This is a genomic window from Burkholderia sp. 3C (assembly GCF_054589155.1).
Window position 1 is genome coordinate 252778 of record NZ_BAAILN010000155.1, and the last position, 24153, is coordinate 276930.

A 24153-nucleotide genomic window follows, 5' to 3' on the forward strand; every position below is an offset into this window, starting at 1 on the left:
ACGGGCCGCCGGTATTTTTTTTCGCGTTGACAGCCGGGTTTTCGTGCGGATAAATCGGTGATTGATCCGCTTTTCGACCGGCCGCGCCATGTCCTATACGAAGACCCTGCACGGCTCCTACTCGCAATTCGACCCCGATGTCGAGCCCGGCATGGCGATGGCGCTGCGCATCGACCTGTCCACCGTGGAAGACGAACAACCCGTGCACCAGCACCGCAAGGCGCAACTGGTGATTTCGCTGCGCGGCAGCGTGACGTGCCGCGTGGCCGATGCGTTGCTGATGGTGTTGCCCGAATCGGGCGTGTGGATTCCGGGCAACCTGCCGCACAGCAACAAGGCCAGCCTCGACGCGCAGATCATCTTCCTGTTTGTCGACCAGGATGCGATGTCGCTCCCTTCGCATTCCTGCATATTGTCGATCACGCCGCTGGTGCGCGAGATGGTGATCCACCTGGCCGATCAGGGCGACCGGTTTCCCGACGACGAAGCCTACGCGCAGTTCTGCGCGGTGCTGCTCGGCCAGCTTTCACGTGCGAGCGTCGAGCAGCTTTCGCTGCCGCTGACGGTGCACCCGAAGCTGCGCCCGGTGTGCAACGCGTTGATCGACCAGCCGGGGGATCGCCGCTCGCGCGCCGATTGGGCGCGCGAGGTGGCCATGAGCGAGCGCACGTTCGACCGGCTCGTCATGAAGGAAACCGGCCTGAGCTTCGGCCGGTGGCGGCAGCAATTGCAATTGATCGTCGCGTTGCGCGACCTGTCGGCGGGCATCAGCGTGCAGCGCGTGGCGCTGACGCTCGGCTACGAATCCACCACCGCCTTCATCATCATGTTCAAGAAGGCGTTCGGCGTGCCGCCGGGCCGCTATATCGTCGATCACCGGCCGCAGTTCAAGCCGGCCCTGGCGGCGCCGGCCACGGCCTAGCTAGGCTGTGCGAAGCGCCTTGTCGGCGGCCGGTTTGGAAGCCGATTCGGAAGCCGGGTTGGAAGCCGATTCGGAAGCCGATTCGGCGGCCCCCGCCACGCCACGCCACCCCGGCGCGGCCAGATACGCGATCTCGTAGCCGATGCCCGCCTCCGGCGTGCGCAGCGGCGCGGCGCTGATCTCCAGACGCAACAGCTTCCACGCGCTCACGTCGAGGCCGACGATCGCCGCGATGGTGTCCTTGCGCGTGACGGCCGCCTCGGCGCGGGCCGTTTCGGCGCGCCGCAGGCCGATCAGGTCGGTCTCCTCGTCGAGTTCGAACTCGTGTTTGTAGATCGACAGCGCCGCGCGCGACGCGTCGTTCACCTGTACGGCGATCGGCAGCCAAGTGCGGATCTCGGGCCGCCCGAACGATTCGAGCACGGGCCGGAAACGCGGCCCGGTCACGAAATCGGCCGCCGCATTTTCACTGAGCCACAGGTAGATCGACGTGTATGCATGATGCGGCGCGCCGTGCACGCCGCGCTCGCGCAGCGCGAACGCCTTGAACGCCAGCCCCTGCGCATCGTCCCAGGCCGCGCCGCGCACGCGGCCGCGCGCGCGGATCTGGTCGATGTCATAGTCGAACGGCAGGCGGTGCTCGTATTGCTTGATCAGCATGATCCGGTTCCTTTCTTCGGCGGAGGTCGAACGGTCACGGTAGCAAGCGAGCGCAGGCGGCTCAATTCACGCTTGCATATTTCTGCGATGACGATTCGCGATCGTGCGCGGCCAGCACCGCCACCTCCCAACCGCGCTGCCGCAACCAATATGCAGTGGTGCGGGCGCGCGTGCCGTCGTCGTCGGTCAGCACCACGCGCGCACCGCGCGTGGCCAGCGTGCGATACGTAATGCCGAGCAATTGGCCGCCCGGCGCGGAGATCGCATCGGGTGCATGGCCCGCGTCGTATTCGTCGCGCGAGCGCACGTCGAGCAGGTAGGTGGTGCGCCCGGCTTCGGCGCGCCACGCCGCCAGCCCGGCCGCATCGATCTCGGCCACCGGTATGCGCTCGCCCAGTTGCGCGACACGATCCGTTGCGTACGCAACCGCTTCCTCGCTGGCGCGACCGCGGCTCGCATCCGCGCCCTGCTCCAGGGTGAACGATGCGCGCGTCCAGCCGACCGTGCCGTCCTCCAGCAGCGCGACGCGGTTCGGCACGCCCGCGTCGATCAAGGTTTGCGCGCCGATGATCGCGCGCGGCAAGCCGGCGCACGACACCACCACGAACGCATCCGGGTCGGGCACCGCATCGCGGAAGCGCTGCAGGATTTCCTCGCCCGGTGCGTTGAGCGCACCCGGCACGTGGGCATCGGCGAATTCGGCCGGCGTGCGCGTGTCGATCACCACCACGTTGCCGCCCGCCTCGCGCAGCGCGTGCAGTTGCGCGGCGTCGATCGACGGCGTGGCGCGCAGGTCGCGAATGCTGCCCGCGAAGATGTTGCCGGGGATGTCGAACGTCGGCTGGCCGAGCGCATCGCCCGCAGCCCAGGCCCGCGTGCCGCCCGCCAGCACGTACAGGTCGGTGTAGCCGAGCGCGGCGAGCCGCTCGGCCGCCTGCGCGGCCTCGCCGTGGCCGCCGTTCGTGCCGTTCGTGCCGTTCGTGCCGCTCGCGCTGTCACCGCCGTCCACCAGCACCACGCGCACCGAGCGGCGCGGCACGTAGTTGGCCACCTCGTCGGCCAGCCGTGCGAGCGGCAGGTTGGTCGCGTAAAGCGGTGCGCCGTTGCCGAACGCGGCGGCATCGCGCACGTCGAGCACGGCGAGTTCGTGATCGGCCGGGCCGAGGCCCGACTGGGTCAGCCAGGTGTGCAGCGTGGCGCGCTGGATGGGGCGAATGCTCAAGATCGTCTCCGCTTCGATATCGGTAAAGGGGCGCACAGATATACGGTCGAACCGGCCGCGCGACAACCAACAAAAGCCGATTAGGAATCGCGAAAAATCGAGCATGCGCGAATCGAATCGCAATGATGGGTTTCGCATATCACCGCGCGATCCGCCCGCCCATCAACGCCGAAAAATCGCCAACCCTTAGCAGTTTTCGTTCTTTGCGAAGCGAGACGGGGGCGTGATTTACTTTGCATCTCGAAATAATCAAGAACGCCGACTGCAATGATCGCCGCCCCGCCCACCGCCACCACCACCCGCCCCTACGCCGCCACGCCGTTCGTGCCGGTGCGCTCGCCGGTGGACGATCCGGCCAGCCCGGTGGCGCGCGTGCTGACGCAGCCGCTGGCGCTGGGGCTGTTCGTGCCGATCCAGGCCGGCGGCTGGAGCGCGTCCACGCTGCCGCGCAGCACCGATTGGAGCTTCGACTACAACGCCGCGCTGGTGCAGCGCGCCGAGGCGTTCGGCTTCGATCTGGCGTTCGCGCTGTCGCAATGGCTGCCGAAAGGCGGCTATGGCGGCGTGTTCACCGGCGACGCGCTCGATTCGTTCATGTCGCTGGCCGCGATGACGGCGATCACCGAGCGCATCGTCCTGGTGGCCACCAGCCATGTGCTGTACGGCCCGTGGCATCCGCTGCACTTCGCCAAGTTCAACGCCACGCTCGACCATATCTCGGGCGGACGCTGGGGCATCAACGTGGTCACCGGCCACCGCGCGGTGGAGCACGAGATGTTCGGCTGGCCGCGCATCGAGCACGACCATCGCTACGCGATGGCCGCCGAGTTCCTCGACGCCGTGCAGCAACTGTGGGCGCAGGACGAGAACTTCTCGTACACGCCGGAGCTGTCGACCTGGCGGCTCGGCGAGGCGTTCGTCACACCCAAGCCGCGCCACGGCCGCCCGCTGCTGGTGAACGCCACCGGCTCGGATGCGGGCATCGCGTTCGCCGCGCGCTATTCCGACTACATCTTCATCACCAGCCCGGCCGGTTCCGAGATCGAGACGGCGATCGCCACGCTGCCCGCGCACACCGCGCGCGTCAAGCAGGCGGGCCGCCAGCACGGCCGCACGGTGCGCACGCTGCTCAATCCGATGGTGATCTGCCGCGACACGGCCGCCGAGGCGCGCGAGTACCGCGACGCGATCGTTGCGCACGCAACCCAGGGCAGCTTCGACGGCTACCACAGCGACGCCCACGCCTGGCGCAACCAGGCCGGGCGCGGCGACCTCGCGCGCCGCGCGGTGGGCGGCAACGTGACGATCGTCGGCTCGACCGACGAGGTGACCGACGCGATCGTGCGGCTGCATCGCGCCGGCGTGGACGGCGTGCAACTGAGCTTCTACGACTTCGCGCCCGATCTCGAACAATTCGGCACGCAAGTCGTGCCGCGCCTGCGCGCGGCCGGCCTGCGCCACTGAACACCCACGCGCGGCCCGACGCCCCCCTTCTCATCGCTACGGATTCCTCATGATCGTCCCGCATCTGTCCCTGCGGATCGCCCGCGCCGCGCGTCGCCTCGTGCCGCGGTTCGACGCGCGCTATCTCGGCGTGCTGGCGCTGGCCGCCGCCTGCGCCGCGCTCGAACCGGTGGCGGCCGGCGCGTTCGACAGCCACCGAGGCGGCACGCTGACGATGGTGGTGACGCCCGAGCCGACCACGCTCGTCAACCTCGCCACCACCTCCACCAACGTCATGCAGGTCAGCCCGAAGGTGACCGAGGGGCTGCTCGACTACGATCTCGATCTCACGCCGCGCGCCGCGCTCGCCACGCATTGGGAAGTCGCCCGCGACGGCCTGACCTACACGTTCAGCCTGCGCCACGGCGTGCGCTGGCACGACGGCCAGCCGTTCACCTCGGCCGACGTGGGCTGGTCGCTCGCCACGCTGCGCGCGCTGCATCCGCGCGCGCGTTCCACCTTCGCCAACGTCGCCGCGATCGACACGCCCGATCCGTACACGGTGGTGCTGCATCTGTCGAAACCCGCGCCGTATTTGATCCACGCGTTCTCGGCGTCCGAGACGCCGATCGTGCCGAAGCACGTGTACGACGGCGCCGACCCGCTGCACGCGGCCGCCAACAATGCGCCGATCGGCACCGGCCCGTTCCGCTTCGTCAAATGGGTGCGCGGCAACTACATCGAGTTCGCCCGCAACGACGATTACTGGGACAAGGGCAAGCCGTATCTCGACCGCCTGATCGTGCGCGTGATTCCCGACGCGCAATCGCGCGCGATCGCGCTGGAGGACGGCTCGGTCGATATCGGCGGCGAAACGCCGGTGCCGCTGGCCGAGCTGAACCGCCTGGCCGGCAACCCGAAGCTCGCGCTCGAAACCCGTGGCTATGGCTTCGAAAGCGGCGTGGTGCGGGTGGAGTTCAATCTCGACAATCCCTACCTCAAGCATCCCGAAGTGAGACAGGCGATCGCCTCGGCGGTCGATCGCGAGGTGATCCGGCGCGTGATCTACGACGGCTATGCGCGCGCGCTGGCCTCGCCGATCATCGGCGGGCCGTATGCGGACCCGTCGCCCAGCCCCTACCCGTACGACCTGGCGCGCGCCAACGCGCTGCTCGACGCGGCCGGCTTCCCGCGCGGAGCGGACGGCACGCGCTTCGCGCTCGCCATCGACCCGTTCCCCGGCAACGACGCCTACGCACGCATCGGCGCCTACCTGCGATCGCAACTGGCGCGCCTCGGCATCGCGCTGACGGTGCGCAACCAGGATCTGTCGGCCTACCTGAAGCGGATCTACACCGATCGCACGTTCGACCTGAGCGTGCACGGCATGAGCAACCTGTTCGATCCGTCGGTGGGCGTGGCGCGCCTTTATACCAGCGATAACTTCCGCCCCGGCGTGCCGTTCACCAACGGCTCGCACTATCACAACCCCGAGGTGGACCGGCTGTTCGCGCAGGCCGCCGTCGAAACCGACGAGGCGCGCCGCAAGCAGGCGTTCATCGAGATCCAGCGCATCGTCGAACGCGACCTGCCCGACCTGACGCTGCTCTCGCCGCAATACGTGACCGTCTACAACCCCGCCGTGCACGACCACACCGTGTCGCCGGACGGCACCGCCGGCAATTTCGCCGCCGCGTGGCTGCAACGCTGACCGGCGCGCCCCGAACCCACCTCATCACGACCCACGCTGCGAACCGACCGATGACTTTCGACCGACGACATTTCCTGACCTCCTCGCTCGCCCTGCTCTCCGGGGCCGGCACGCTGGCCGCCGGCCTCGCGCCCGAGCACGCGCACGCCGCGCCTGCCCCCGGCGCGGCCGACGCCGGCGCTCCGGTGCGCGGCGGCACGCTGACCTACATCGTGCCGGAGGACATCACGCAGGCCGTGTCGTTCCTCGACACCAACACGCGCAACCGCAACCTCAGCGCGAAGGTGACCGAAGGCCTGCTGCGCTACGACACGCATTTCGAGCCGCAACCGCTGCTGGCCACCGCCTGGTCGATCAGCACCGACGGCCTGCGCTACACGTTCAAGCTGCGCCCCAACGTCAAATGGCACGACGGCAAGCCGTTCACGTCGGCCGACGTCAAGTTCTCGTTGCTCGCGCAACAAAAGTCGGGGCCGCGCGGGCGCATCAGCCTGGCCAACGTCGAGCGCATCGACACGCCCGACGCGCTGACCGCCGTGATCGTCCTGAGCCGCCCCGCGCCGTATCTGATCAAGGCATTCTCGTCGGCCGAGCTGCCGATCGTGCCGAGCCACCGCTACGGCGACGGCGATCCGCTCACCAGCCCGAATGCCTCCGCGCCGGTCGGCACCGGCCCGTTCATCTTCGAGAAATGGGTGCGCGGCAGCTATGTCAGCCTGCGCCGCAACCCCGACTACTGGCGGCCCGGCGCGCCGCTGCTCGACCGCGTGGTGTTCAAGGTGGCCGGCAGCCCGGCCGCGCTGTCGGCCGCGCTCGAAGCGGGCGACGCTGAGGTGGCCAACAACGTGCCGCTGGCCGATATCGAACGGCTCGCGAAGAACCCCGTGCTGCATGTCGACAACACCTACGACGCCTACCTCAACAACGGCCAGTTCTTCGAGTTCAACACCGAGCATCCGGCGCTGGCCAAGCCCGAGGTGCGCCACGCGATCGCGCAGGCGCTGGACCGCAACTTCATCCGCGACAACGTCTATTACCGCCACGCCGCGCTGATCGATTCGCCGGTGCCGCGCGTGCTGCAGGCCTATTACGACGACAGCACGTTCCGCTACCCGTTCGATCCGGCCGCCGCCAACGCCGCGCTCGACGCGGCCGGCTACCCGCGCGGCGCGGACGGCACGCGCTTCGCGCTGCGCCTGACCTACCTGACCGGCAACGACATGCGCACCACCGCGCTCTACACGCGCGGCGCGCTGGCCAAGATCGGCATCAAGGTGACGGTGCTCGACGGCGACCTGCCGACGTTCCTGAAGCGCGTGTACACCGCGCGCGAATTCGACATCAACCTGAACGGCCTGGGCCGCCTGTACGACCCGAGCGTGGGCGTGCAGCGCTTCTATTGGGGCGACGGCGTGCGGCATCCGCTGGTGTGGATCAACGCCGCGCATTACCAGAACCCGGACGTGGACCGCCTGTTCACCTCGGCCGCCACCGAAACCGACGAGGGCCGCCGCGCCGGCCTCTTCAAGGAAGCGCAACGGATCGTCGGGCGCGACCTGCCGGTGTATCCGATCGTCAGCATTCCTTCGATCCAGATCCATCACAAGCGCGTGCGCAACCTCAACAACAGCATCGACCTGACCGCCGGCGATTTTTCCGACACCTGGCTCGCGCCGGCCTGAGCGGCCACGCTTCGCATTCCCGAGGAACCGAGATGAGCACCGAGATCACCGACCTTCCCGCTGTCGCCGCCTCCGAAACGGCGGCAAGCGGAACCGACATCACCGCCGACACCACCGCTGCCGCGCTGATCTTCGCCAGCGCGGCCGAGCAGGCGCGCGCGCTGGCCGAGGGGCGCGTCAGCGCCGTGGCGCTGCTCGAACAGGCGCTGGCGCGCATCGACCGCCACGACGGCGCGCTCAACGCGATCGCGATCCGCGACGACGTGCGCGCCCGCCGCGAGGCCCGCGCCGCCGACGCGGCGCTCGCGCGCGGCGAACGCCGCCCGCTGCTCGGCGTGCCGATCACCGTCAAGGAATCGTTCGACGTGGCCGGGCTGGTCACCAGCATGGGCGCGCCGGCCTACGCGGCGAACCGCGTCGAGCGCGATTCGCACGCCGTGGCCGCGCTGCGCGAGGCCGGCGCGATCGTGATCGGCAAGTCGAACGTGCCGCTCAACAATTCCGATCTGCAGAGCTACAACGCCGTGTACGGCCTGACCGGCAACCCGTGGGATCTGGCGCGCACGCCGGGCGGCTCCTCGGGCGGCTCGGCCGCGGCCGTGGCGGCCGGTTACGTGGCGCTGGAGATCGGCTCCGATATCGGCGGATCGATCCGGATTCCTGCGCATTTCACCGGCATCTTCGGCCACAAGCCGAGCTACGGCATCGTCTCGATGCACGGCACCGGCGTGCCGACCGGGCGCATCGTCGACCGCGACCTGTCGGTGGCCGGGCCGCTGGCGCGCAGCGCCGGCGATCTCGAACTGGCGCTCGACGTGCTCGTCAACCGCGAGCCGCTGGCCGCCAAGGGCTGGCGCCTGACGCTGCCGCCCGCGCGCGCCGCCCGGCTCGACGCGTTCCGCGTGCTGGTGCTCGATGCGTGGCCCGGCGTCGAGCCGAGCCTGTCGGAGCGCGAGGTGATCGCACGCGTGCTGGCGCGCTTGCGCGAGCGCGGCACGGCGGTGACGTTCGCCACCGATCTGCCCGAAGGCGCGCTGCCCGATCTGGCCGCCTCGCATCCGCTGTTCCGTACCTTGTCGGGGGCCTCGCTGGCCGAGCCGCCGCCGTTGAGCGCGGGCCAGCAGGCGCGGCTCGCCCGGCTCGCGCCCGACGACACCAGCGCCGACGCCGCGCGGCTGCGCGCGCCCACGCTCGCGCATCGCGACTGGATTCGCGCCGACGAGCGCCGCCACGCGCTGCGCCATCACTGGGAGCGGCTGTTCCGCGATTACGACGTGGTGCTGACGCCCGTCGCGCCCACGCCCGCGTTCCATCACAACCGCAACGAGCCGAAGGACGAGCGCACCTATCCGGTCGCCTATGCCGACGGCGTGCGCGAGGTGCCGTTCTTCGAGCTGTTCTACTGGGCGGGGCTGCCGGTGTTGCCGGGGCTGCCCGCCACCAGCTTCCCGGTGGGGCTCGACGCCGACGGGCTGCCGATCGGCGCGCAGGTGGTGGGCGCGTATCTGGAGGACCGCACCACCATCGCGTTCGCACGCGCCTACGAGGCGCGCTACGGCGGCTTCGTCGCGCCGCCCGATTTCGTGCCGTCGGCCTGAGGCAAGGCCGCGACACGACCAACGCGCGCGGAACTGGAGAAACCGCCGCGATAGCAGCATCCGCGCGTCGGGCGATCGATCTCTTCCGGCGCGGCGGCACGCCGGCTCCGTTACCGTTCGGGCCGGCGCGGCACGCCACCGCGTGCCTGGAACACGTTCAACTTCACAAGAGGCGCAACAGCCCGCACACCCCCACCGTAGCGGCGGCCAGGATCGCCACGCCGAGCAGCAGGCCGGTCAGATGCGCGCCGAGCGTCTGCCAGGCGAGCGCGCGCGCGTCGGCCGTCTCGGGCAGCGCGCGGGCCGAGGCGGTCGGGGCGGCCGGATCGGCCGAGTCGGTCGGATAAGGCATCGCCGCTCCTGATTCGTGAGATGGGGGGGCGGCCGCTTGCGAGGCCGGCCGGATGACGATAGCGTGTCACACCGACCGGTGGCGGGAAACGGGCCGCGCCATATTTCAACGATGACAAAAACGAATGGTTCCCGATGAAAACACTCGATCTCGAAGCGGTTCAGGCCTTCGTGCTGGTGGCCGACCTGCGCAGCTTCACGCGCGCGGCCGACGCGCTCGACAGCACCCAATCGGCGGTCAGTCTCAAGCTCAAGCGCCTGGAGGAACGGCTCGGCCATCGCCTCGTGGAGCGCACGCCGCGCATGGTGCGGCTCTCGCCGAAGGGCGAGGTGTTCCTGCGCTCGGCGCGCGCGCTGCTGGCCGCGCATGACGAGGCGCTCGGCGTGCTCGCGCGCGAACGCACCACGCTGAAGGTGGGCATCAGCCATCACATCGTCGGGCCGGACTTGCCGCTGGTGCTGCGGCATGTGCATCGCGCCGATCCGGGGCTGCTGGTGGAAATGCGGGTGGCCAGCTCGCGCGACGTGGAAGCCGATTTCGACGGCGGCGCGCTCGACGCCGCGCTGGTGCTGCGCCACGACGACAGCCGCCGCGACGGCGACACGCTGCAGGCCGAGCCGTTCGGCTGGATGGCCGCGCCCGACTGGGTGCGGCACGACGGCGAGCCGCTGCGGCTGGCGACCCAGGCCGCGCCGTGCCGGGTGCGCGCGATGGCGATCGGCGCGCTGCAGGCGGCGGGCGTGCCGTGGGTGGAGGTGTTCGTCGGCGGTGGCATTCCCGCGCTGGCCGCCGCCGCGCAGGCGGGCCTGGCCGTGGCCCCGCTCGCGCGCCGGGTCGCGCCGCTCGGCACCGAGGACGTCGGGCCGCGCCTCGGCCTGCCCGCGCTGCCGGCGCGCGACGTGGTGCTCTACTCGGCCACCACCGACAGCCAGGTGCGCGCCGCGCTGCGCACGCTGGTCAGCGCGTTCCGCACCGGGCCGGCGGCGGTGGCCACGGCAGCCTGATGGAGCGAGGCGGCGAGGCGGTGGCGCGCCGCCCACGCCAACGCCGCGCGATCCGCACCTCGAAGTCGCGCGTTCGTTTTATTCAAGATAAAACGTAATCCCCGATGAATCGATTCGGATGCCGCCAGACGAGGTTCACGGCTGCGGCGAGGCCAACCCCACCGCGCCGAAACCATAACGCGGCAGCACGGCCTGCGCGGCCGGACTCAGCAGATACATCGCGAAGCGGTAAGCCGCATCGTCGTGGCGGCCGGCCAGCACCGTCATGCCGTAATCGGCCTGGATCGCCAGTTCGGGCGGCAGTTCCACCTGGTCGAGCGCCGGGTCCGGCTTGGTGTCGTGCGAGCTGCAATAGCCGACGAACACGTCCACGCGATGCGTCTGCATGAAGTATTTGACCGGATTGCGCCCGGCCGGCACGTCGGGCGCGGTGCGCCCGCCCACCAGTTGCCGCGCCTTCGCCTCCAGCACCGCCGTGGCGCCCGGGCGCACCGTGCCGGCCTTCTCGAACAATTGCCAGGCATAGTCGCCGCCCGGGTCCGCATGCGGCGTGGAGGTGCCGATCTTCACGGCCGGGTTCAACAGCGTGTCGAGCAGGTTCGCCGTGCTCAGGCCCACGTCGGGCCGCGCCGTCACGCACACGCGGTTGCGCGCGAACACCACCGTCGCGCCGGCCTTGCCCTCGTCGGTCAGCCGTTGCGGGTGGGCCAGATTCGCCGAGATGAACAGGTCCGCATGCTCGCCGCGTTCGATGCGCTCCAGCAGCAGGCCGGCCGGCCCGAGCACCAGCTTGACGGGCTGGCCGGTGGCCGCGCCGTAATCGTGCGCGAGCGTCGCCAGCGCGCCGCCGGTGCTGCCGGCCGCGTACACGACGAGCGGCTCCGCGCCGTGCGCGGCGCCCATCGTGAAGGCCAGCGGAGCCGCGAACGCCGCGATGAGGGAGCGCGAGCGGAAGGAACGCATGAAGGTCATAAGTCGATCTGGATGGAAGCGCGCACGGTGCGCGGCGCGCCGAGCGTGCCGGTGCCGTTGTCGGTGCTGTTGAAGCCGTTCTGGCCGGTCGGGGCGATGTTCGCCCAGTATTGCCGGTTGGTCAGGTTGTCGACCGCCACGCGAAACACCACGTTCTTGCCCGCGATGCGCGTGCGGTAGCGCGCGCCGAGATCGAGCAAGGTGTAGCCGTCGACGAAATCGGTATTCGTGTAGTTGCCCGGCCGCCGGCTCGCGTGATTGACGTTCAGCGTGAACGCCAGGCCCGGCACCACCGGCACGCTGTAGTCGAGCAGCGCGTTGAACACCACGCGCGACAGCCCGAGGATCTGCTGATCGCTGGTGGCCGCCGAGCCGGTGTCGAACAGGCGCGGATCGAGCAGCGACAGCCCCGCGTACACGTACAGGTCGCGGCTGACCGCGCCGTTCGCGGTCAGTTCGAGGCCACGGTTGACCTGCCGGCCGCCGTTGGCGAACACGTTGTCCGCGCCGACGAACGCATACGGCCGCTGAATCCGGTACAGCGCCGCGCCGAGGTTCATCGCCGCCACTTCGAGCTTGTAGCCCAGCTCCCATTCGCGGCTGCGGTACGGCGCGAGGCTCTGGCCGGCGTTGGCCGCGCCGCTGGGCGCGCTGTCGCCTTGCTGGAGGCTGTCCGCGTACGTCACGTAGGCCGTCATGTTCGGCTGCGGCTTGAACATCAGGCTCGCGGTGGGGCTGATGCCGTTCGCGTCGTAGCGGCTCGTGACGCCGCCCTGACGGTTGAAGTTGCGCACGCTGATCCAGCTCTGGCTCGCGGCCAGCAGCGCCGACCATTGCCGGTTGAAGCCGATCGTGTCGCCGAGCGTCAACGATTGCTGGATCGTGCGCACCGCGCGGAAGCGATCGGAGAAATCGGGCAGCGCCGGCTCGGCGAAGCTCGACGGGTTGCCGAGGTTGCCGGTGCCGAGCGTGATCGCGCCGGTCTGGAACGGCGTGTAGCGATTCCAGAAGAACCCCGTGTTCGACAGCACCAGGTCGTGCGACATGCCCGCCAGCCAGGTGCGGCCGTTCAGCGCGAGGTTGTTGCTGACGATCGTGTCGAGGCTGAACGTGGTGGTGGCCGCGGTGGTGGTGTACGCGCCCGACCGGTTGGTCAGCGTGTTGGTGGGCACCGTGGAGGCGCGGTCGCTGGTCTCGCGCAGCAGGCCGGCCGTCAGGTGCCAGTCGTCGCTGAAGTCGTGCTTGAGCGTGGCGCTCAGGATGTTGGTGGTGTTGTCGTCGCCGGCCCAGGTCTGGCCGTAGCCCGCGCGCGTGGGATCGAGCGATGCCGGGAACGGCACGTTGCGCGCCAGCGCGAAGGTGCCTGGAAAACCGGTGTCGAGATAGCGATAGGTGCTGGCGTTGGTTTCGAGGCGCGTGTCGCGGCTGAAACGCACGTCGAACGCGAGGCTGGCCAGCTCGCGCCGCAGCCGGCTGCCGGGCGTGTAGCTCTCGCCGTTCTGGTTCAGCAGGTTGAGGCGGTAGCCGAATGCATCGTCGTTGCCGAAATGGCCGCCGAGATCGAGGTGTTCGAGCAGCGATTGACGCGAGACATAACCCACCGTGAATTCGCGCAACGGCGTGGCGGTCGGGCGCTTGAACACGAAGTTGAACGTGCCGGCCGGGTTGGCCGGGCCGTACAGCGCGCCCGACAGGCCGCCGAGCACCTCCACGCGCTCGAATTCCTCGATCGGGTAATCGGTGGTGGCGGCCACGTTCAGGCCGTCCACGCGCGTGTTCTGCACCACGCCGGCCTGCAGGCCGCGCGTTTGCGGGCGAATGTTCTCGCCCTGCACCGACGGCACGAAGCGGAACGCCTCGCGCACGCTTTCGAGCTGCTGATTGGCGGCCAGCGCGGCGGGCACCACGCTGATCGAATACGGCGTGTCGAGCAGCGCCTTCTCGCCGAGCGGGCCGACCCGGATTCGCTCGACCTGGTACGACGGCAGCGAATACGGCATCAGGCCGCCGACGGCGACCGGCGCGAGCGCAACGTCGCGATCCGGAGCGGGATCTTGCGCGTGCGCGACACATGACGCGCCCACGCCGGCGGCAGCCAGCGCGAGCGCCCTGAAACGGGGGCGGCGGAGAAGCATGGGGCGAAACGCGAGGGGTCGAAATCGTTATGCACCGAAATATATAACGAAATGATTCGCCGCAAAGAACACAGTTGCTTAGAGCACAGTCGGCTTTCCCGAGCGCGGTCGAACTGCATTGATCACACAAGGCGCCGCCATGCCGCCCCTGTCTCCCCTCGCGCTTTTGCCTGCTTGCAACGCTTGCCTGGCCGTGGCCGCCGCTGCCGGCCGGCTCCATCCGCCCTTCAGCCGGCCTGCAACGCTTGCCTGGCCGTGGCCGCCGCTGCCGACCGGCTCCATCCGCCCTTCAGCCGGCCTGCAACGCTTGCATGGCCGTGGCCGCCGCTGCCGACCGGCTCCCCTCGTCCCTCAACCTGCCTGCAACGCTTGCCTGGCCGTGGCCGCTAGGCTGCAAACCGGTTCCCCCGTCCCCTTTGCTTCAGCCTGCCTCGCGCGTCACGCTCTCCGGCGCCAGCGCCGCGTTGACCGGCACGGCCACCGCCGCCACTGCCGCCGGCTTGCGCTCGAACATCGACAGCAGCATCCCGCCGAGCGTCTGGCTCGCCGCGTCGTCGTAGCCGCGCACGCCGAGCGGCGTGGTCTTGCGCTCGGGCGCGATCTCCAGCGTGCCGAACAGCTTGTCCCACAGGATCAGCAGCACGCCGAACTGGCTGTCCGAATACTTGCGGATCTTCGCGTGGTGCGCGAAGTGATGGCTCGGCGTGACGATCACCTTGCCGAGCACGCTTTCGAGCCACGCCGGCAGCCGCAGGTTGCTGTGGTGATAGAGCTGGCCGGCCAGCGCGAGCGGCGCGTGGATCAGCAACGCGAGCGGCGGCAGGCCCAGCAGCGGGATCAGGATCGCGCGCGGCGCGAGGATCGGGAACGCCGCGCCCGGATGGTTGCGGATGGTCGTCGACGCCTCCATCAGCGGATCGCTGTGGTGCAGCCGGTGAAAGCGCCACAGCAGCCGGAACGTGTGATCGGCGCGATGCCGCCAGTAGTCGCCGAAGTCGAGCGCGATCACGCCGAGCACCACCTGCAGCCACAGCGGCAGGCCCAGTTGCGGGAACAGCCCCCACTGATGGCGCTCGGTCGCGTGCAGCAGCCACACGATGCCGAGCCCGAGCACGGCCGTGGTGGCCACGTAGATCACGCCGATCGCGAGGTTCTTCGCCGTGTGCCGCCAGCGCCCCTCGCCTTCGAGCAGGGGCACGGCCGCCTCGGCCGCGATCAGCAGCGGCAGGCCGGTGAACATCACCGCGTAACGTGGGTTGTCGAGGGCAAGCTGTATCAGACTCATGTCGATCTCCGTTCCTGTTGGCTGTCCGGCTGATTGTCGGGATGCGCATGCCGGAACGCCGGCAATTCCAGGCATGCTGCGACGATTGCGGCGATCGTCGGATACGCGTCCACCTCCACGCCCACGCGCCGCGCCGTGAACGCCTGCGGCACGAGGAACAGGTCCGCCACGCCCGGCGTGTCGCCGTGGCTGTAGCGGCCGCTCGCGCCGTCCTGCAGCCGCGCCTCCAGGGCGGCGAAACCGGTTTCGATCCAGTGGCGCTGCCAGGCGCCGGCCTGCGCGGCGTCGAGCCCGGCCGTCTCGCGCAGGTAGCGCACCGCGCGCGCCGCGCCGAGCGGATGGATGTCGGAGCCGACCGCCGCCGCCAGGCTCGCCACCCGCGCGCGCCCGGCCGGATCGGCCGGATACAGCGGCGGCGCGGGCCGCGTCGTCTCCAGGTAATCGACGATCGCGAGCGATTGCGTGAGCCGCAGCCCGTCGATCGCGAGCGTCGGCAACAGCCCTTGCGGGTTCAGCGCCAGATAGGCGGGATCGCGGTGCGCAAGTTGCGCGATGTCGTAGGACACCGTGTCGTACACGATGCCCTTCAGGTTCAGCGCGATGCGCACGCGGAACGACGCGGACGAGCGGTAGAAACCATGCAGCGTGGTCATGCGGCCTCCTGCTGCGGGTCGGGGTGCTGGGCATCGCGCCGCGAATTGGGTTGTGAGCCTGGGTGTGGGTCGGGCTGCGAATCGGGCTGCGAATCGGCCTGTGAGCCGGGACGCGAGTCGTGCTGCGAGTCGTGATGCAAATCGGGCTGCAAATCGGGCTGTGAGCCGGGCCGCGAGTTGGGACGCGAGTTGGGACGCGAGTCGTGCTGCGAGTCGTGCCGCAAGTCAGGCTTCGAGTCGTGCCGCGCATCGGGCTGGAAATCGGGCTGCGACCGGCGGCGCACGGTGCGCGCGAGCCACGCGAGAAAGCCCGGCAATTGCAGCGCGACGACCACGGCGAACGCCGTCTGATAGGCCGCGGCCGGATAGTGATGGGCGGCGTCGGGCGTCCACGCGGAGACGATGAAGCCGAAGCCGCTCTGCACCAGGAACGCGCCGAAGAAGATCAACAGATTCAGGCAGGTGGCCGCGCGGCCCGTCAGCGCGGGCGAGACGTTCTGCGCGACGATCGTGTATTCCAGCCCGGCGATCGTGCCGATCAGCGTGAAGGCCACGCTCAGGGCCGGAATCCACGGCACCACGTTCAGCAGCGCGAGCACCTGCACCAGCAGGAACAGCCCCACGCCCACGCCGGCCACGTCGATCGGCTTCGCGCCGAAGCGGCGGCCCGCCCATTCGGTGATGTTCCCGATCGACAGCGAGCCCGCCACGATCGCGCCCATCCCGACGAACAGCAGCGCGGCCGCCTCGCGCGTGTCGAGCCCGCCGACGTCCTGCAGCCACTGCCCCATCCACAGCCCTTGCAGGCCGAACGCCACGGCGTGCGCGGGCAGCAGCAGCGAGATGGTGCGGCGAAACGCCGGGTCGCGATACACCTCCAGCAGCGAGCCGAGCGTGGGCCAGCGCGCGACGCGATGCGCGGGCGGATCGGGCGGCGTCAGGAAGCGGATCGCCAGCGCCGGGGCCAGCGTCACCACCGCCAGCGCGACGAAAACCGCGCGCCAGCCGAACTGCTGCAACGCCAGCTCCACCGGCAGCGTGGCCGACATCGCGCCGAGCCCGCCCACCGCCAGCAGATAGCCGTGGATCGACGGCAGCCGGCGCGGCTCGACCCAATACGACAGCGCCTTGATCGAGCCCATGAAGCAGGCCGACAGGCCGATGCCGGTCAGCACGCGCGCCGCGAACAGCGGCCCGAAGCTGGTGCCGAACGCGAACAGCAGCGAGCCTGCCGAGGCCGCGCCGAGCAGCGTCAGTTGCACGCGGCGCGGGCCGTAGCGGTCGAGCGCCATGCCCACCGGCAGTTGCGCCAGCCCGAACGACACGAAATAGGCGCTCGACAGCAGCCCGAGCTGCGCGGCGCTCAGTTGCAGCGCCTCGACCAGATACGGCGCGAGCACCGCATTGATCGAGCGAAACACGAACGAAACGTAATGGCCGAAAGCGAACGGCAGGAACACGGTCGCGTAGAGCGCCGCGGTGCCGAGCCGGCCCTGGGTGTCCGACGAATTCACGGAGGCTCCTTCGAGGATCAGTACGAACGGGATGGAGGGAACGTGCCGGCCGGCGCGCGATAAACGTGTTCGATGCCGCCGTGCGCCGACTCGCGCACCAGCGTGCCGAGCGCGGCCAGTTGCGGGAGGTTCTGCACGGCGTAGAGCACGAGGGGGGCGGCTTGGTCGGCTTGGTCGGCTTGGTCGGCTTGGTCGGCTTGGTCGGCTTGGTCGGCGCGGTCGGCGCGGTCGGCGCGGTCGGCGCGGTCGGCGCGGTCGGCTTGGTCGGCTCGATCGGCTCGATCGGCGTGGTCGGCGTGGTCGGCGTGGTCGGCGTGGTCGGCGTGGTCGGCGTGATCGGCGTGATCGGCGTGATCGGCACGATCGGCACGATCGGCACGATCGGCCTGCGTGGCCGCGAAGCGGTGCGCGGCCCACGGCGGCACGTAGAGCGCGTCGCCGGCCGCGAGCGGATAGGCGCGTTCGCGGCTTGCCGCCGGGTTGCGTGCGCCGTGTGCATCGACGTCGCCCCCTTCGCCTTCGCCTTCGCCATCGACGCGCTCGCCGGCCTCGCCGAGCCACGCCGTGCCCGTCCCGGCCACCACCACGTACAGATGCCAGAACGCATGGCGATGCGCACGCGTCGGCTCGCCCGGCTCGACGACCTGGATCGCCAGCGAGATGCCCGGCGCGACCTCCGCGCCGGATTCGCCGGCCACCAGCGCCGCCGTGCCGCGCTCACCGTGCACGAAGCGGCTGCGCGCCTCATCGAGCGCCCCCGACGGCCAGTGCGCAGCCCCGGGCCGAGGCTGTGCCGCCGCCTTGAGATAGGCGCCGAACGGCACAAGCCGGCCGCCGGGCGTGACCACCTCGTCCGACGGATTCAGGGCTTCGGGCTGCGTTTGGGGGTGCGCTTGGGGGTGCGCTTGGGGGTGCGCTTGGGGCTGCGCTTCCGACTGCGCTCGAAGTTGCGTTTTCGGCTGCGCTTGAATCCGCGCCTCCGACTGCGCTCGAAGTTGCGTTTGCGGCTGCGCTTGAATCTGCGCTTCCGACTGCGCTCGAAGTTGCGTTTGCGGCTGCGCTTCCGGCCGTGCTTCGGGCTGCACTTCCGGCTGCGCTTCCAACTGCAAATCGCCCCGCGTATCCAACCAGGCCAGCGTGCTCATGCCGTGGCCTCCACGCTGTCGACGCTATCCGCGCGCGCCGCAGCGCCCGCCGCGTCCGGCAACGCCCGCGCCGCCCCATGCCGCTCGATCGCCTCGAACAGTTGCAACACGGCGCGCTCGGCATCCGCCGTCTGGCGCGATGCAATACGCGGCCTCGGCAGCGCATGCGTGTAGAAATGCGCGCCCTCGACCGGATAGCCGATCGCCCAGATGCGCGGCTGCGCCGTGCCGTCGCGCCCGATCGGCCGCAGTTGACGGTCGATGTCGAGCCCGCCCGGGTGGTAGTCGCCATTGCGGAACGGCCGGATCAGGCCACGCGCGAGCAGCGCGGCGGTCAGCGGCGAGGCATCGGTCAGCGGCGACCACGCGTCGAGCCGCGCGGCCACCAGCACGTCGGCGAAGCGGTGCGTGTCGCCCTCGGGATAGGCCGTGTCGATGCGGAACCGCGCCGCGTCCGGGTCGCCCGTCACGCGCGCGCCCGGCCCGCCGCCCAGCGTCAGCACGCCGGCCCGGCGCAGCGCCTGGAACTCGACGTTGCGCTGCTTCGGCGGCCCGAACGCGATGCGATTCGTGATCGCGTTGAACTCCTCGACGAAATAGCGATGCGAATCGGGCGTCGCCGCGCCGTATTCGATCGCCTCGCGCAACGCCTCGCGCGTATCGCGCAGCGCATCGGTGGCGGCCTTCAGCGGGCTCGACAGATTGCCGAGGAAGGCCTGCGCGAGATCGTCGTCGAACTGCGCGTCGAAGAACGCGCGGAATTCGGCTTCCGAAGCAAACCGGCGGCCCTTCAGCGGCCAGAGAATCGCCTCGATCGCCTGTTGCTCGCTTGCGCTCGGCACGAAACGCTCAGGATCGAGAGCGCCGCCAGAATCCCCCTGCGCGCTGGCCGCCGCCGTCGCGGCGAGCCGGTACGCCCAGGCCATCTCCTTGACGATCAGCGGCAGCACCTCGGCGCGGAAATCGACGCGCCGGTCGCCGCGCGACAGCGCCGCCGCATCGGCCAGCGCACGCACCGCGGCCGGCGTGAAGAAGCGCGCCGCGTGCCGCCCGGTCAAGCCCTTCTGGTTCACGCCGCGCGCCGCGAACGGCAGGCACTGGCGCGAGAACACCAGCAGCTTCGGCTCGCGCCCGGACGGCACGTAGCGCAGGCCCTGCGCATCGTCGACGAAGCGCCCGCCGCGCCCCACCGTCAGCTCGGAGATCACGTCGTGCGCGGTCAGCCCGAAGCCCTGGATCGCCACCGTCGCCTGCGAGGCGATTCGCGACAGGCCGGTGACCGGATACGGCGTCGCGAAATAGGCCAGCGCCGGGTTGTGGCGCACCTGGCTCGCCACGAACGCATCGGCCGCGTGGTCGGCCTCGTTCGGCAGCCGCCGGCCATGGCCGGTGGTCAGGAACGTGTAATCGGCGCGCACCGTGTAGCCGTTGTCGAGCCGCACGCGAAAGCCCTCGCCATGCGGCTCGACGTCGTGCGCGCGGGTGCGGTGATGCGCGAATGTGATCGCAGCCGGCAACTGCCGCGCGATGTGATCCACGCCCCACGACAGGTATTCGCCGAGCAGGCTGCGCGGCAGATAGTCGAATTCGGTGATCGCCTCGCCCGAGGCATCGCCGACGCGGAAGAAGCGCGGCCCGAAGCGGCGGTAGCCGCTCGCGATCGCCCATTCCACCAGCGTCGGGCCGTTCGCGCCGCCCGCCACGCTGTCGGGCGCGAAAATCGTCACCTGCGAGGCAACCGTGTTGATCAGCAGATGATCGGGCTGGCGCGCCGGGTGCGAGCCTTCCCCGCATTCGCCGGGGTCGATCGCGTCGATATGCAGGCGCTCGCCGGCCGGCAGCCGGCGCGCGTGTTCCAGGATGCGTTCGAGTACGCTGATGCCGCGCGGGCCGAGCCCGATCAAGGCGACGTGGGTGGTCGTCATCGTTCAGTTCTCCTCGTCAGTGTGTGGCCAGCGCTACGGTGTCGGCGGCTTCGGCGGTGTCGGCGGTGTCGGCGGTGTCGGCGGTGTCGGCGGTGTCGGCGGTGTCGGCGGCTTCGGCGGCTTCGGCGGCTTCGGCGGCTTCGGCGGCTTCGGCGGCTTCGGAGGCTTCGGCGGCTTCGGAGGCTTCGGAGGCTTCGGAGGCTTCGGCGGTGTCAGTGGCTTCGGTGACTTCGGCAGCCTCAGCGGCGGCGGCTCCAATGGCTTCGCCAGTCGCTTGCCCATGCACCTCCAGCGGCGGCTCATGCAGCACCACCACATCCGGCTCGCCCGGCAGCGTGCGGAACGTGGTGCGCACCAGCGGGTCGTGACCCGGCACGATATGGTTCGGCCCGTCGGCGAGCCGCTCGATCGCGGCATGCGCGTCGAGCATGCGGCCCACGTCGATCACGATCGGGAACGGCCGGCGCTCGCGCAGGTTGTCCCAGTAGTGGGCGGCGTCGCTGGCCAGCACCACATAGCCGCGCGCGGTCGCCACGCGCACCACCTGCAGCCCCGGCGTGTGGCCGCCGAGCTGATGCAGCGTGATGCCGGGATGCAGTTGCGCGTCGCCGTCGACGAACGCGATGCGCCCCTCGAACAGCCGGAACACGGCCTGCGCCACGTCGGCCGGCTCGAACGGTCCGCGCAGCGCGCCGTGCGCCATGCAGCGCCCCGTGCAGAACGCCAGTTCGCTCTCCTGAACATGGAAGCGCGCACGCGGGTAGGCATCGAGATTGCCCGCGTGGTCGTAATGCATGTGCGTGATCACCACGTCCTCGATCGTGGCCGCATCGATATCGAGCTTGCGCAGCAACTCGGCCGGCTCGCCGAAATACGTGCGGCGGCGGCGCCCGGCCAGCTCGCGCTTGAAGCCGGTATCGACCAGCACAGTGCGCTGGCTGTTGCGGATCACCCAGACATAGAAATCGAGCGGCATGCCGCGATTGCCATGCGGATCGTGGCCCAGATAGTTCTCGGCGCTGCGGCGGCCCTCGTGCGTCGCGTAGCGCAGCGCGTAGACCTCGTACGGTTCGACGGCCTCGTCGGCGGCGGCGGGCGGAGAATAAACGGCTTGCGTCATTGCGCGGCCTCCAGTGCGTCGGCCAGATCGGCGCTGCGATCGTCGTGCGCATGAAGCGGAATCACGCGATGCGACGGCTTGGCGTGAGCGGCCGTCTCCTCGAAGAAGAAGCGCTGCTCGCCGAACGCCGGCACCAGATCGTCGAGCCAGGTCGCCTCGGGGTCGAACTTCGCGTAGAACGGCCGGCGCACCCACTCGGGGTTGCGCGCCTGCAGGAATTGCAGCGCGAACACCTTCTCGCCACCGATCTCGACGATGCCGTCCACCGCCACCTTGCCCGGGAACGCGCTCATCGACGGCCCGCGCACCGTGCGCGCCAGCCCCGACACCTGCCGGTAGGCGCGCTGGAAGATGTCGTAGGCCTCGGCCAGCGGCAGCTTGAAATAGTCGCTCGGCCCGGTGTCGCGCTCGACGAACATGTAGTACGGCACCGCGCCGAGCTTGACGCCGAGCGTCCAGAGCCGCGCCCAGGCGTCCGGGTCGGTGTTGATGTGGCGGATCAGCGGCGCTTGCAGACGCACCGTCGCGCCGGTGCCGATGATGCGCCGCACGGCCTGCTGCGCGATCGCCGGCTCCAGTTCGTTCGGGTGGTTGTAGTGCCCCATGATCGCCAGGTTGCGGCCCGAGGCCACCACCGATTCGAACACCCGCAGCAGGTCGTCGGCATCCTTGTCGGTCACGAAGCGCTGCGGCCAGTACGCCACCGATTTCGTGCCGATCCGGATGTTCTGGATATGCGAGAGTTCGGGCGACAGCAGCGGCGTCAGGTATTCGGCCAGCGAGCGCGCGTTCATAACGAGCGGATCGCCGCCCGTGATCAGCACGTCGGTCACGTCGCGATGGCGCTTCAGGTATTCGACGAGCTGGGTGGTTTCGCGCGCATCGAATTTGAATTCGTCCATGCCGACGAACTGCGGCCAGCGGAAGCAGAACGTGCAATACGCATGGCAGGTCTGGCCCGCGCTCGGAAAGAACAGCACCGTCTCGCGGTATTTGTGCTGCATGCCGGGCAGCGGCACGCCGTCGAGGTGCGGCACGTTGTGGGTCAACTGCCCGGCCGGATGCGGGTTCATGCGCAGCCGGATCGAATGGATCAGGCGCTCGGTTTCGTCGGGCTTGCCGCCGTGCGCGATCAGGTCGCGCAGTTGCGCGTATTCGCGCTCGTGGAGCATTTCGCGGTGCGGGAACGTGAGGCGGTAGATCGGATCGTCGGGCACGCGGTCCCAGTCGATCAGTTCGCTCAATACATAGGGATTCACGCGAAACGGCAGCACCCGGCCCACCACGTCGATCGCCTCGCGCTGATCGGGCTTGAGCTTCTCCCATTCCGGCGCCTGGCGGATCGACTGTCGCGTATACGGCTTGAACTTGATTCCGGCGTCATTCGGCATTTCCCAACCCTCCTGGATGATTTCCGTTCTCTCGTGACGGAAATGAATGTGAAGCGAACTCGGAACATCCCTATTCGGCAATCGATTCGCCATGCGAAGGAATTGTTTTGGGTTTGATTTCCATCGGCGATTCAATCGAGTCGCCAATGTAAAGATGGGAAACGCGCTTGACCATCGGCCCGGACGGATTTCTGTGATTGCGCAAGACCTATGTTTGCAGGGCGCAAAGCATTGGCGCGATCGCGTGATTTGCAACGATGCGGATCGCCGGTTCGGCGCCGATAAGCTTATGCGTAACCGTTGTTTCCCGGCCGCTTGCACGATCTCTAGAATCGCCCGGTCGCGTGAGCGCCGCAGCGCGCGCACGCATTCATTTCGTCATACCGAGGATTTGCCGTCATGCCCGCTTCGCCGCCCATTCGTTCCTCGCGCCGGCTGCTGCCGTCGCCCAAGCGCCGTGCGATCCGCCGCTTCGCGGCCGTGCTCGCGCTCTGCTCGATCGGCGTGCTCGGCACGCTGGCCGTGCGGCCCGCGCATGCGGACGAACGCGTGTTGCGGGTGGGCGTGACGAGCGGCCCGCACGAGGAGATTTTCGAAGCCGCGAAGCGCGTGGCCGAACGCGACTACGGCCTGCATATCAAGACAGTGGCGTTCAGCGATTACATCGCGCCCGACGCCGCGCTCGATTCGGGCGACCTCGATGCCAACAGCTACCAGCACCGCCCCTTCCTGAACGCGCAGATCCGCGCGCGCGGCTATCACCTGGTCGGACTCGGCCGCACCTGGATCGGGCCGATCGGCGTGTATTCGAAGAAGTACCGCACGTTCGCCGCGCTGCCCGAACATGCGACGATCGGTATTCCGAACGATCCGGCCAACGAAAGCCGCACGCTGTTGCTGTTGCAGAAGGCCGGTGCGATCCGGCTGCGCTCGGGCATCGATCCGGTAGCGGGCATCAACGCCACGCCGCGCGACATCGTCGAGAATCCGAAGCAATTCCGCTTCACCGAGATCGATGCGGCACAACTGCCGCGCACGCTCGACGATTTCGACGCCGCCACCGTGAACGCCGATTACGCGATCAAGGCCGGCCTGCAGCCGGGCCGCGACACGATCCTGGTGGAGGACGGCTCGACCGTCTATGCATGCCTGATCGCGGTGCGCGAGAAAGACGCGAACCAGCCGTGGGTCAAGCAACTGGTGGCGGCGTATCAGTCGCCGGAAGTGAAGCAGTTCATCCTGACGCACTATCACGGTGCGATCATTCCGGCGTTTTGAGGGGAGTCAGACGGGGAAGTTGATCACGACCCAGTGAGCGCCGATGCGCCCGCTGTAGCCAGTGTGGCCGTTGTAGCCGCAACAAAAAGAGGCCGAAGGCAACCTCGCCCTCGGCCTGAACCCCGCACCACCCATCCGGGC

Annotated in this window: 19 protein-coding genes; 7 read left to right on the forward strand and 12 right to left on the reverse strand. The window is 69.4% G+C overall.

What is annotated here, in order from left to right; translation table 11 throughout:
- The first annotated feature begins 88 nt into the window (after positions 1 to 88).
- The gene (locus ACYP33_RS33635; RefSeq protein ID WP_414447815.1) at positions 89 to 922 is read left to right on the forward strand and encodes an AraC family transcriptional regulator; all 834 of its coding nucleotides are present in this window, start codon (positions 89 to 91) and stop codon (positions 920 to 922) included.
- On the opposite strand, the gene ACYP33_RS33640 is transcribed toward ACYP33_RS33635, so the two are convergent.
- Both ACYP33_RS33640 and ACYP33_RS33645 read right to left on the reverse strand, forming a co-directional pair.
- The gene (locus ACYP33_RS33640; protein ID WP_414447816.1) at positions 923 to 1582 is read right to left on the reverse strand and encodes a DUF4865 family protein; all 660 of its coding nucleotides are present in this window, start codon (positions 1580 to 1582) and stop codon (positions 923 to 925) included. It lies immediately after the preceding gene.
- A 61-nt stretch (positions 1583 to 1643) separates the two neighbouring features.
- Entirely contained in the window at positions 1644 to 2804 is a 1161-nt protein-coding gene (locus ACYP33_RS33645) for a rhodanese-like domain-containing protein (protein WP_459625431.1), read from the reverse strand.
- Between the two features lie 267 nt (positions 2805 to 3071).
- Between ACYP33_RS33645 and ACYP33_RS33650 the strand changes: the two genes are divergently transcribed.
- The 4 genes from ACYP33_RS33650 to ACYP33_RS33665 are packed head-to-tail and all read left to right on the forward strand — an operon-like array spanning position 3072 to position 9238.
- On the forward strand, positions 3072 to 4268 hold the full coding sequence (locus tag ACYP33_RS33650) for an LLM class flavin-dependent oxidoreductase (protein WP_459625432.1): 1197 nt from the start codon (positions 3072 to 3074) through the stop codon (positions 4266 to 4268).
- Positions 4269 to 4317: 49 nt separating this feature from the next.
- Positions 4318 to 5958, forward strand: a complete 1641-nt coding sequence (locus tag ACYP33_RS33655) for an ABC transporter substrate-binding protein (protein ID WP_459625433.1) — start codon at positions 4318 to 4320, stop codon at positions 5956 to 5958.
- A gap of 50 nt (positions 5959 to 6008) precedes the next feature.
- Positions 6009 to 7640 (forward strand): ABC transporter substrate-binding protein, encoded by a 1632-nt coding sequence (locus tag ACYP33_RS33660; RefSeq protein ID WP_459625434.1) that lies wholly within the window; start codon positions 6009 to 6011, stop codon positions 7638 to 7640.
- A gap of 32 nt (positions 7641 to 7672) precedes the next feature.
- The gene (locus ACYP33_RS33665; RefSeq protein ID WP_459625435.1) at positions 7673 to 9238 is read left to right on the forward strand and encodes an amidase; all 1566 of its coding nucleotides are present in this window, start codon (positions 7673 to 7675) and stop codon (positions 9236 to 9238) included.
- Between the two features lie 163 nt (positions 9239 to 9401).
- Here the strand turns inward: ACYP33_RS33665 and ACYP33_RS33670 are convergent, their stop codons facing one another.
- Positions 9402 to 9590 carry a hypothetical protein gene (locus ACYP33_RS33670; protein ID WP_414447823.1) on the reverse strand — a complete coding sequence of 63 codons (189 nt, stop codon included), beginning with the start codon at positions 9588 to 9590 and terminating at the stop codon, positions 9402 to 9404.
- Positions 9591 to 9724: 134 nt separating this feature from the next.
- Between ACYP33_RS33670 and ACYP33_RS33675 the strand changes: the two genes are divergently transcribed.
- Positions 9725 to 10594, forward strand: a complete 870-nt coding sequence (locus ACYP33_RS33675) for a LysR family transcriptional regulator (RefSeq protein WP_414447824.1) — start codon at positions 9725 to 9727, stop codon at positions 10592 to 10594.
- Positions 10595 to 10729: 135 nt separating this feature from the next.
- Here ACYP33_RS33675 and ACYP33_RS33680 read toward each other — a convergent pair whose 3' ends face one another.
- The 9 genes from ACYP33_RS33680 to ACYP33_RS33720 all read right to left on the reverse strand — a co-directional run bounded on the left by ACYP33_RS33680 (position 10730) and on the right by ACYP33_RS33720 (position 22734).
- Positions 10730 to 11557: a substrate-binding domain-containing protein gene (locus tag ACYP33_RS33680; protein ID WP_459625436.1), complete on the reverse strand. Its 828-nt coding sequence runs from the start codon at positions 11555 to 11557 to the stop codon at positions 10730 to 10732.
- A gap of 5 nt (positions 11558 to 11562) precedes the next feature.
- The gene (locus tag ACYP33_RS33685) at positions 11563 to 13701 is read right to left on the reverse strand and encodes a TonB-dependent receptor (RefSeq protein WP_459625437.1); all 2139 of its coding nucleotides are present in this window, start codon (positions 13699 to 13701) and stop codon (positions 11563 to 11565) included.
- A gap of 421 nt (positions 13702 to 14122) precedes the next feature.
- Positions 14123 to 14986 (reverse strand): sterol desaturase family protein, encoded by an 864-nt coding sequence (locus tag ACYP33_RS33690; protein WP_459625438.1) that lies wholly within the window; start codon positions 14984 to 14986, stop codon positions 14123 to 14125.
- Positions 14983 to 15639, reverse strand: a complete 657-nt coding sequence (maiA, locus tag ACYP33_RS33695; protein ID WP_459625439.1) for a maleylacetoacetate isomerase — start codon at positions 15637 to 15639, stop codon at positions 14983 to 14985. Before maiA ends, ACYP33_RS33690 begins: the two co-directional genes overlap by 4 nt.
- Positions 15636 to 17153, reverse strand: coding sequence for an MFS transporter (locus tag ACYP33_RS33700; RefSeq protein ID WP_459625440.1), 1518 nt, complete (start codon positions 17151 to 17153; stop codon positions 15636 to 15638). The genes maiA and ACYP33_RS33700 overlap by 4 nt, the downstream gene beginning before the upstream one ends.
- Positions 17154 to 17170: 17 nt before the next feature.
- The gene (locus ACYP33_RS33705; RefSeq protein ID WP_459625441.1) at positions 17171 to 18298 is read right to left on the reverse strand and encodes a cupin domain-containing protein; all 1128 of its coding nucleotides are present in this window, start codon (positions 18296 to 18298) and stop codon (positions 17171 to 17173) included.
- The gene (locus ACYP33_RS33710) at positions 18295 to 20223 is read right to left on the reverse strand and encodes an FAD/NAD(P)-binding protein (protein ID WP_459625442.1); all 1929 of its coding nucleotides are present in this window, start codon (positions 20221 to 20223) and stop codon (positions 18295 to 18297) included. Before ACYP33_RS33710 ends, ACYP33_RS33705 begins: the two co-directional genes overlap by 4 nt.
- 16 nt (positions 20224 to 20239) lie before the next feature.
- Positions 20240 to 21343: an N-acyl homoserine lactonase family protein gene (locus ACYP33_RS33715; RefSeq protein ID WP_459625443.1), complete on the reverse strand. Its 1104-nt coding sequence runs from the start codon at positions 21341 to 21343 to the stop codon at positions 20240 to 20242.
- Entirely contained in the window at positions 21340 to 22734 is a 1395-nt protein-coding gene (locus ACYP33_RS33720) for a KamA family radical SAM protein (protein WP_459625444.1), read from the reverse strand. Before ACYP33_RS33720 ends, ACYP33_RS33715 begins: the two co-directional genes overlap by 4 nt.
- Before the next feature lie 399 nt (positions 22735 to 23133).
- On the opposite strand from ACYP33_RS33720, the gene ACYP33_RS33725 reads away from it, so the two are divergent.
- Complete coding sequence (locus ACYP33_RS33725) at positions 23134 to 24012, forward strand: MetQ/NlpA family ABC transporter substrate-binding protein (protein WP_459625445.1); 879 nt, start codon at positions 23134 to 23136, stop codon at positions 24010 to 24012.
- Positions 24013 to 24153 lie beyond the last annotated feature (141 nt).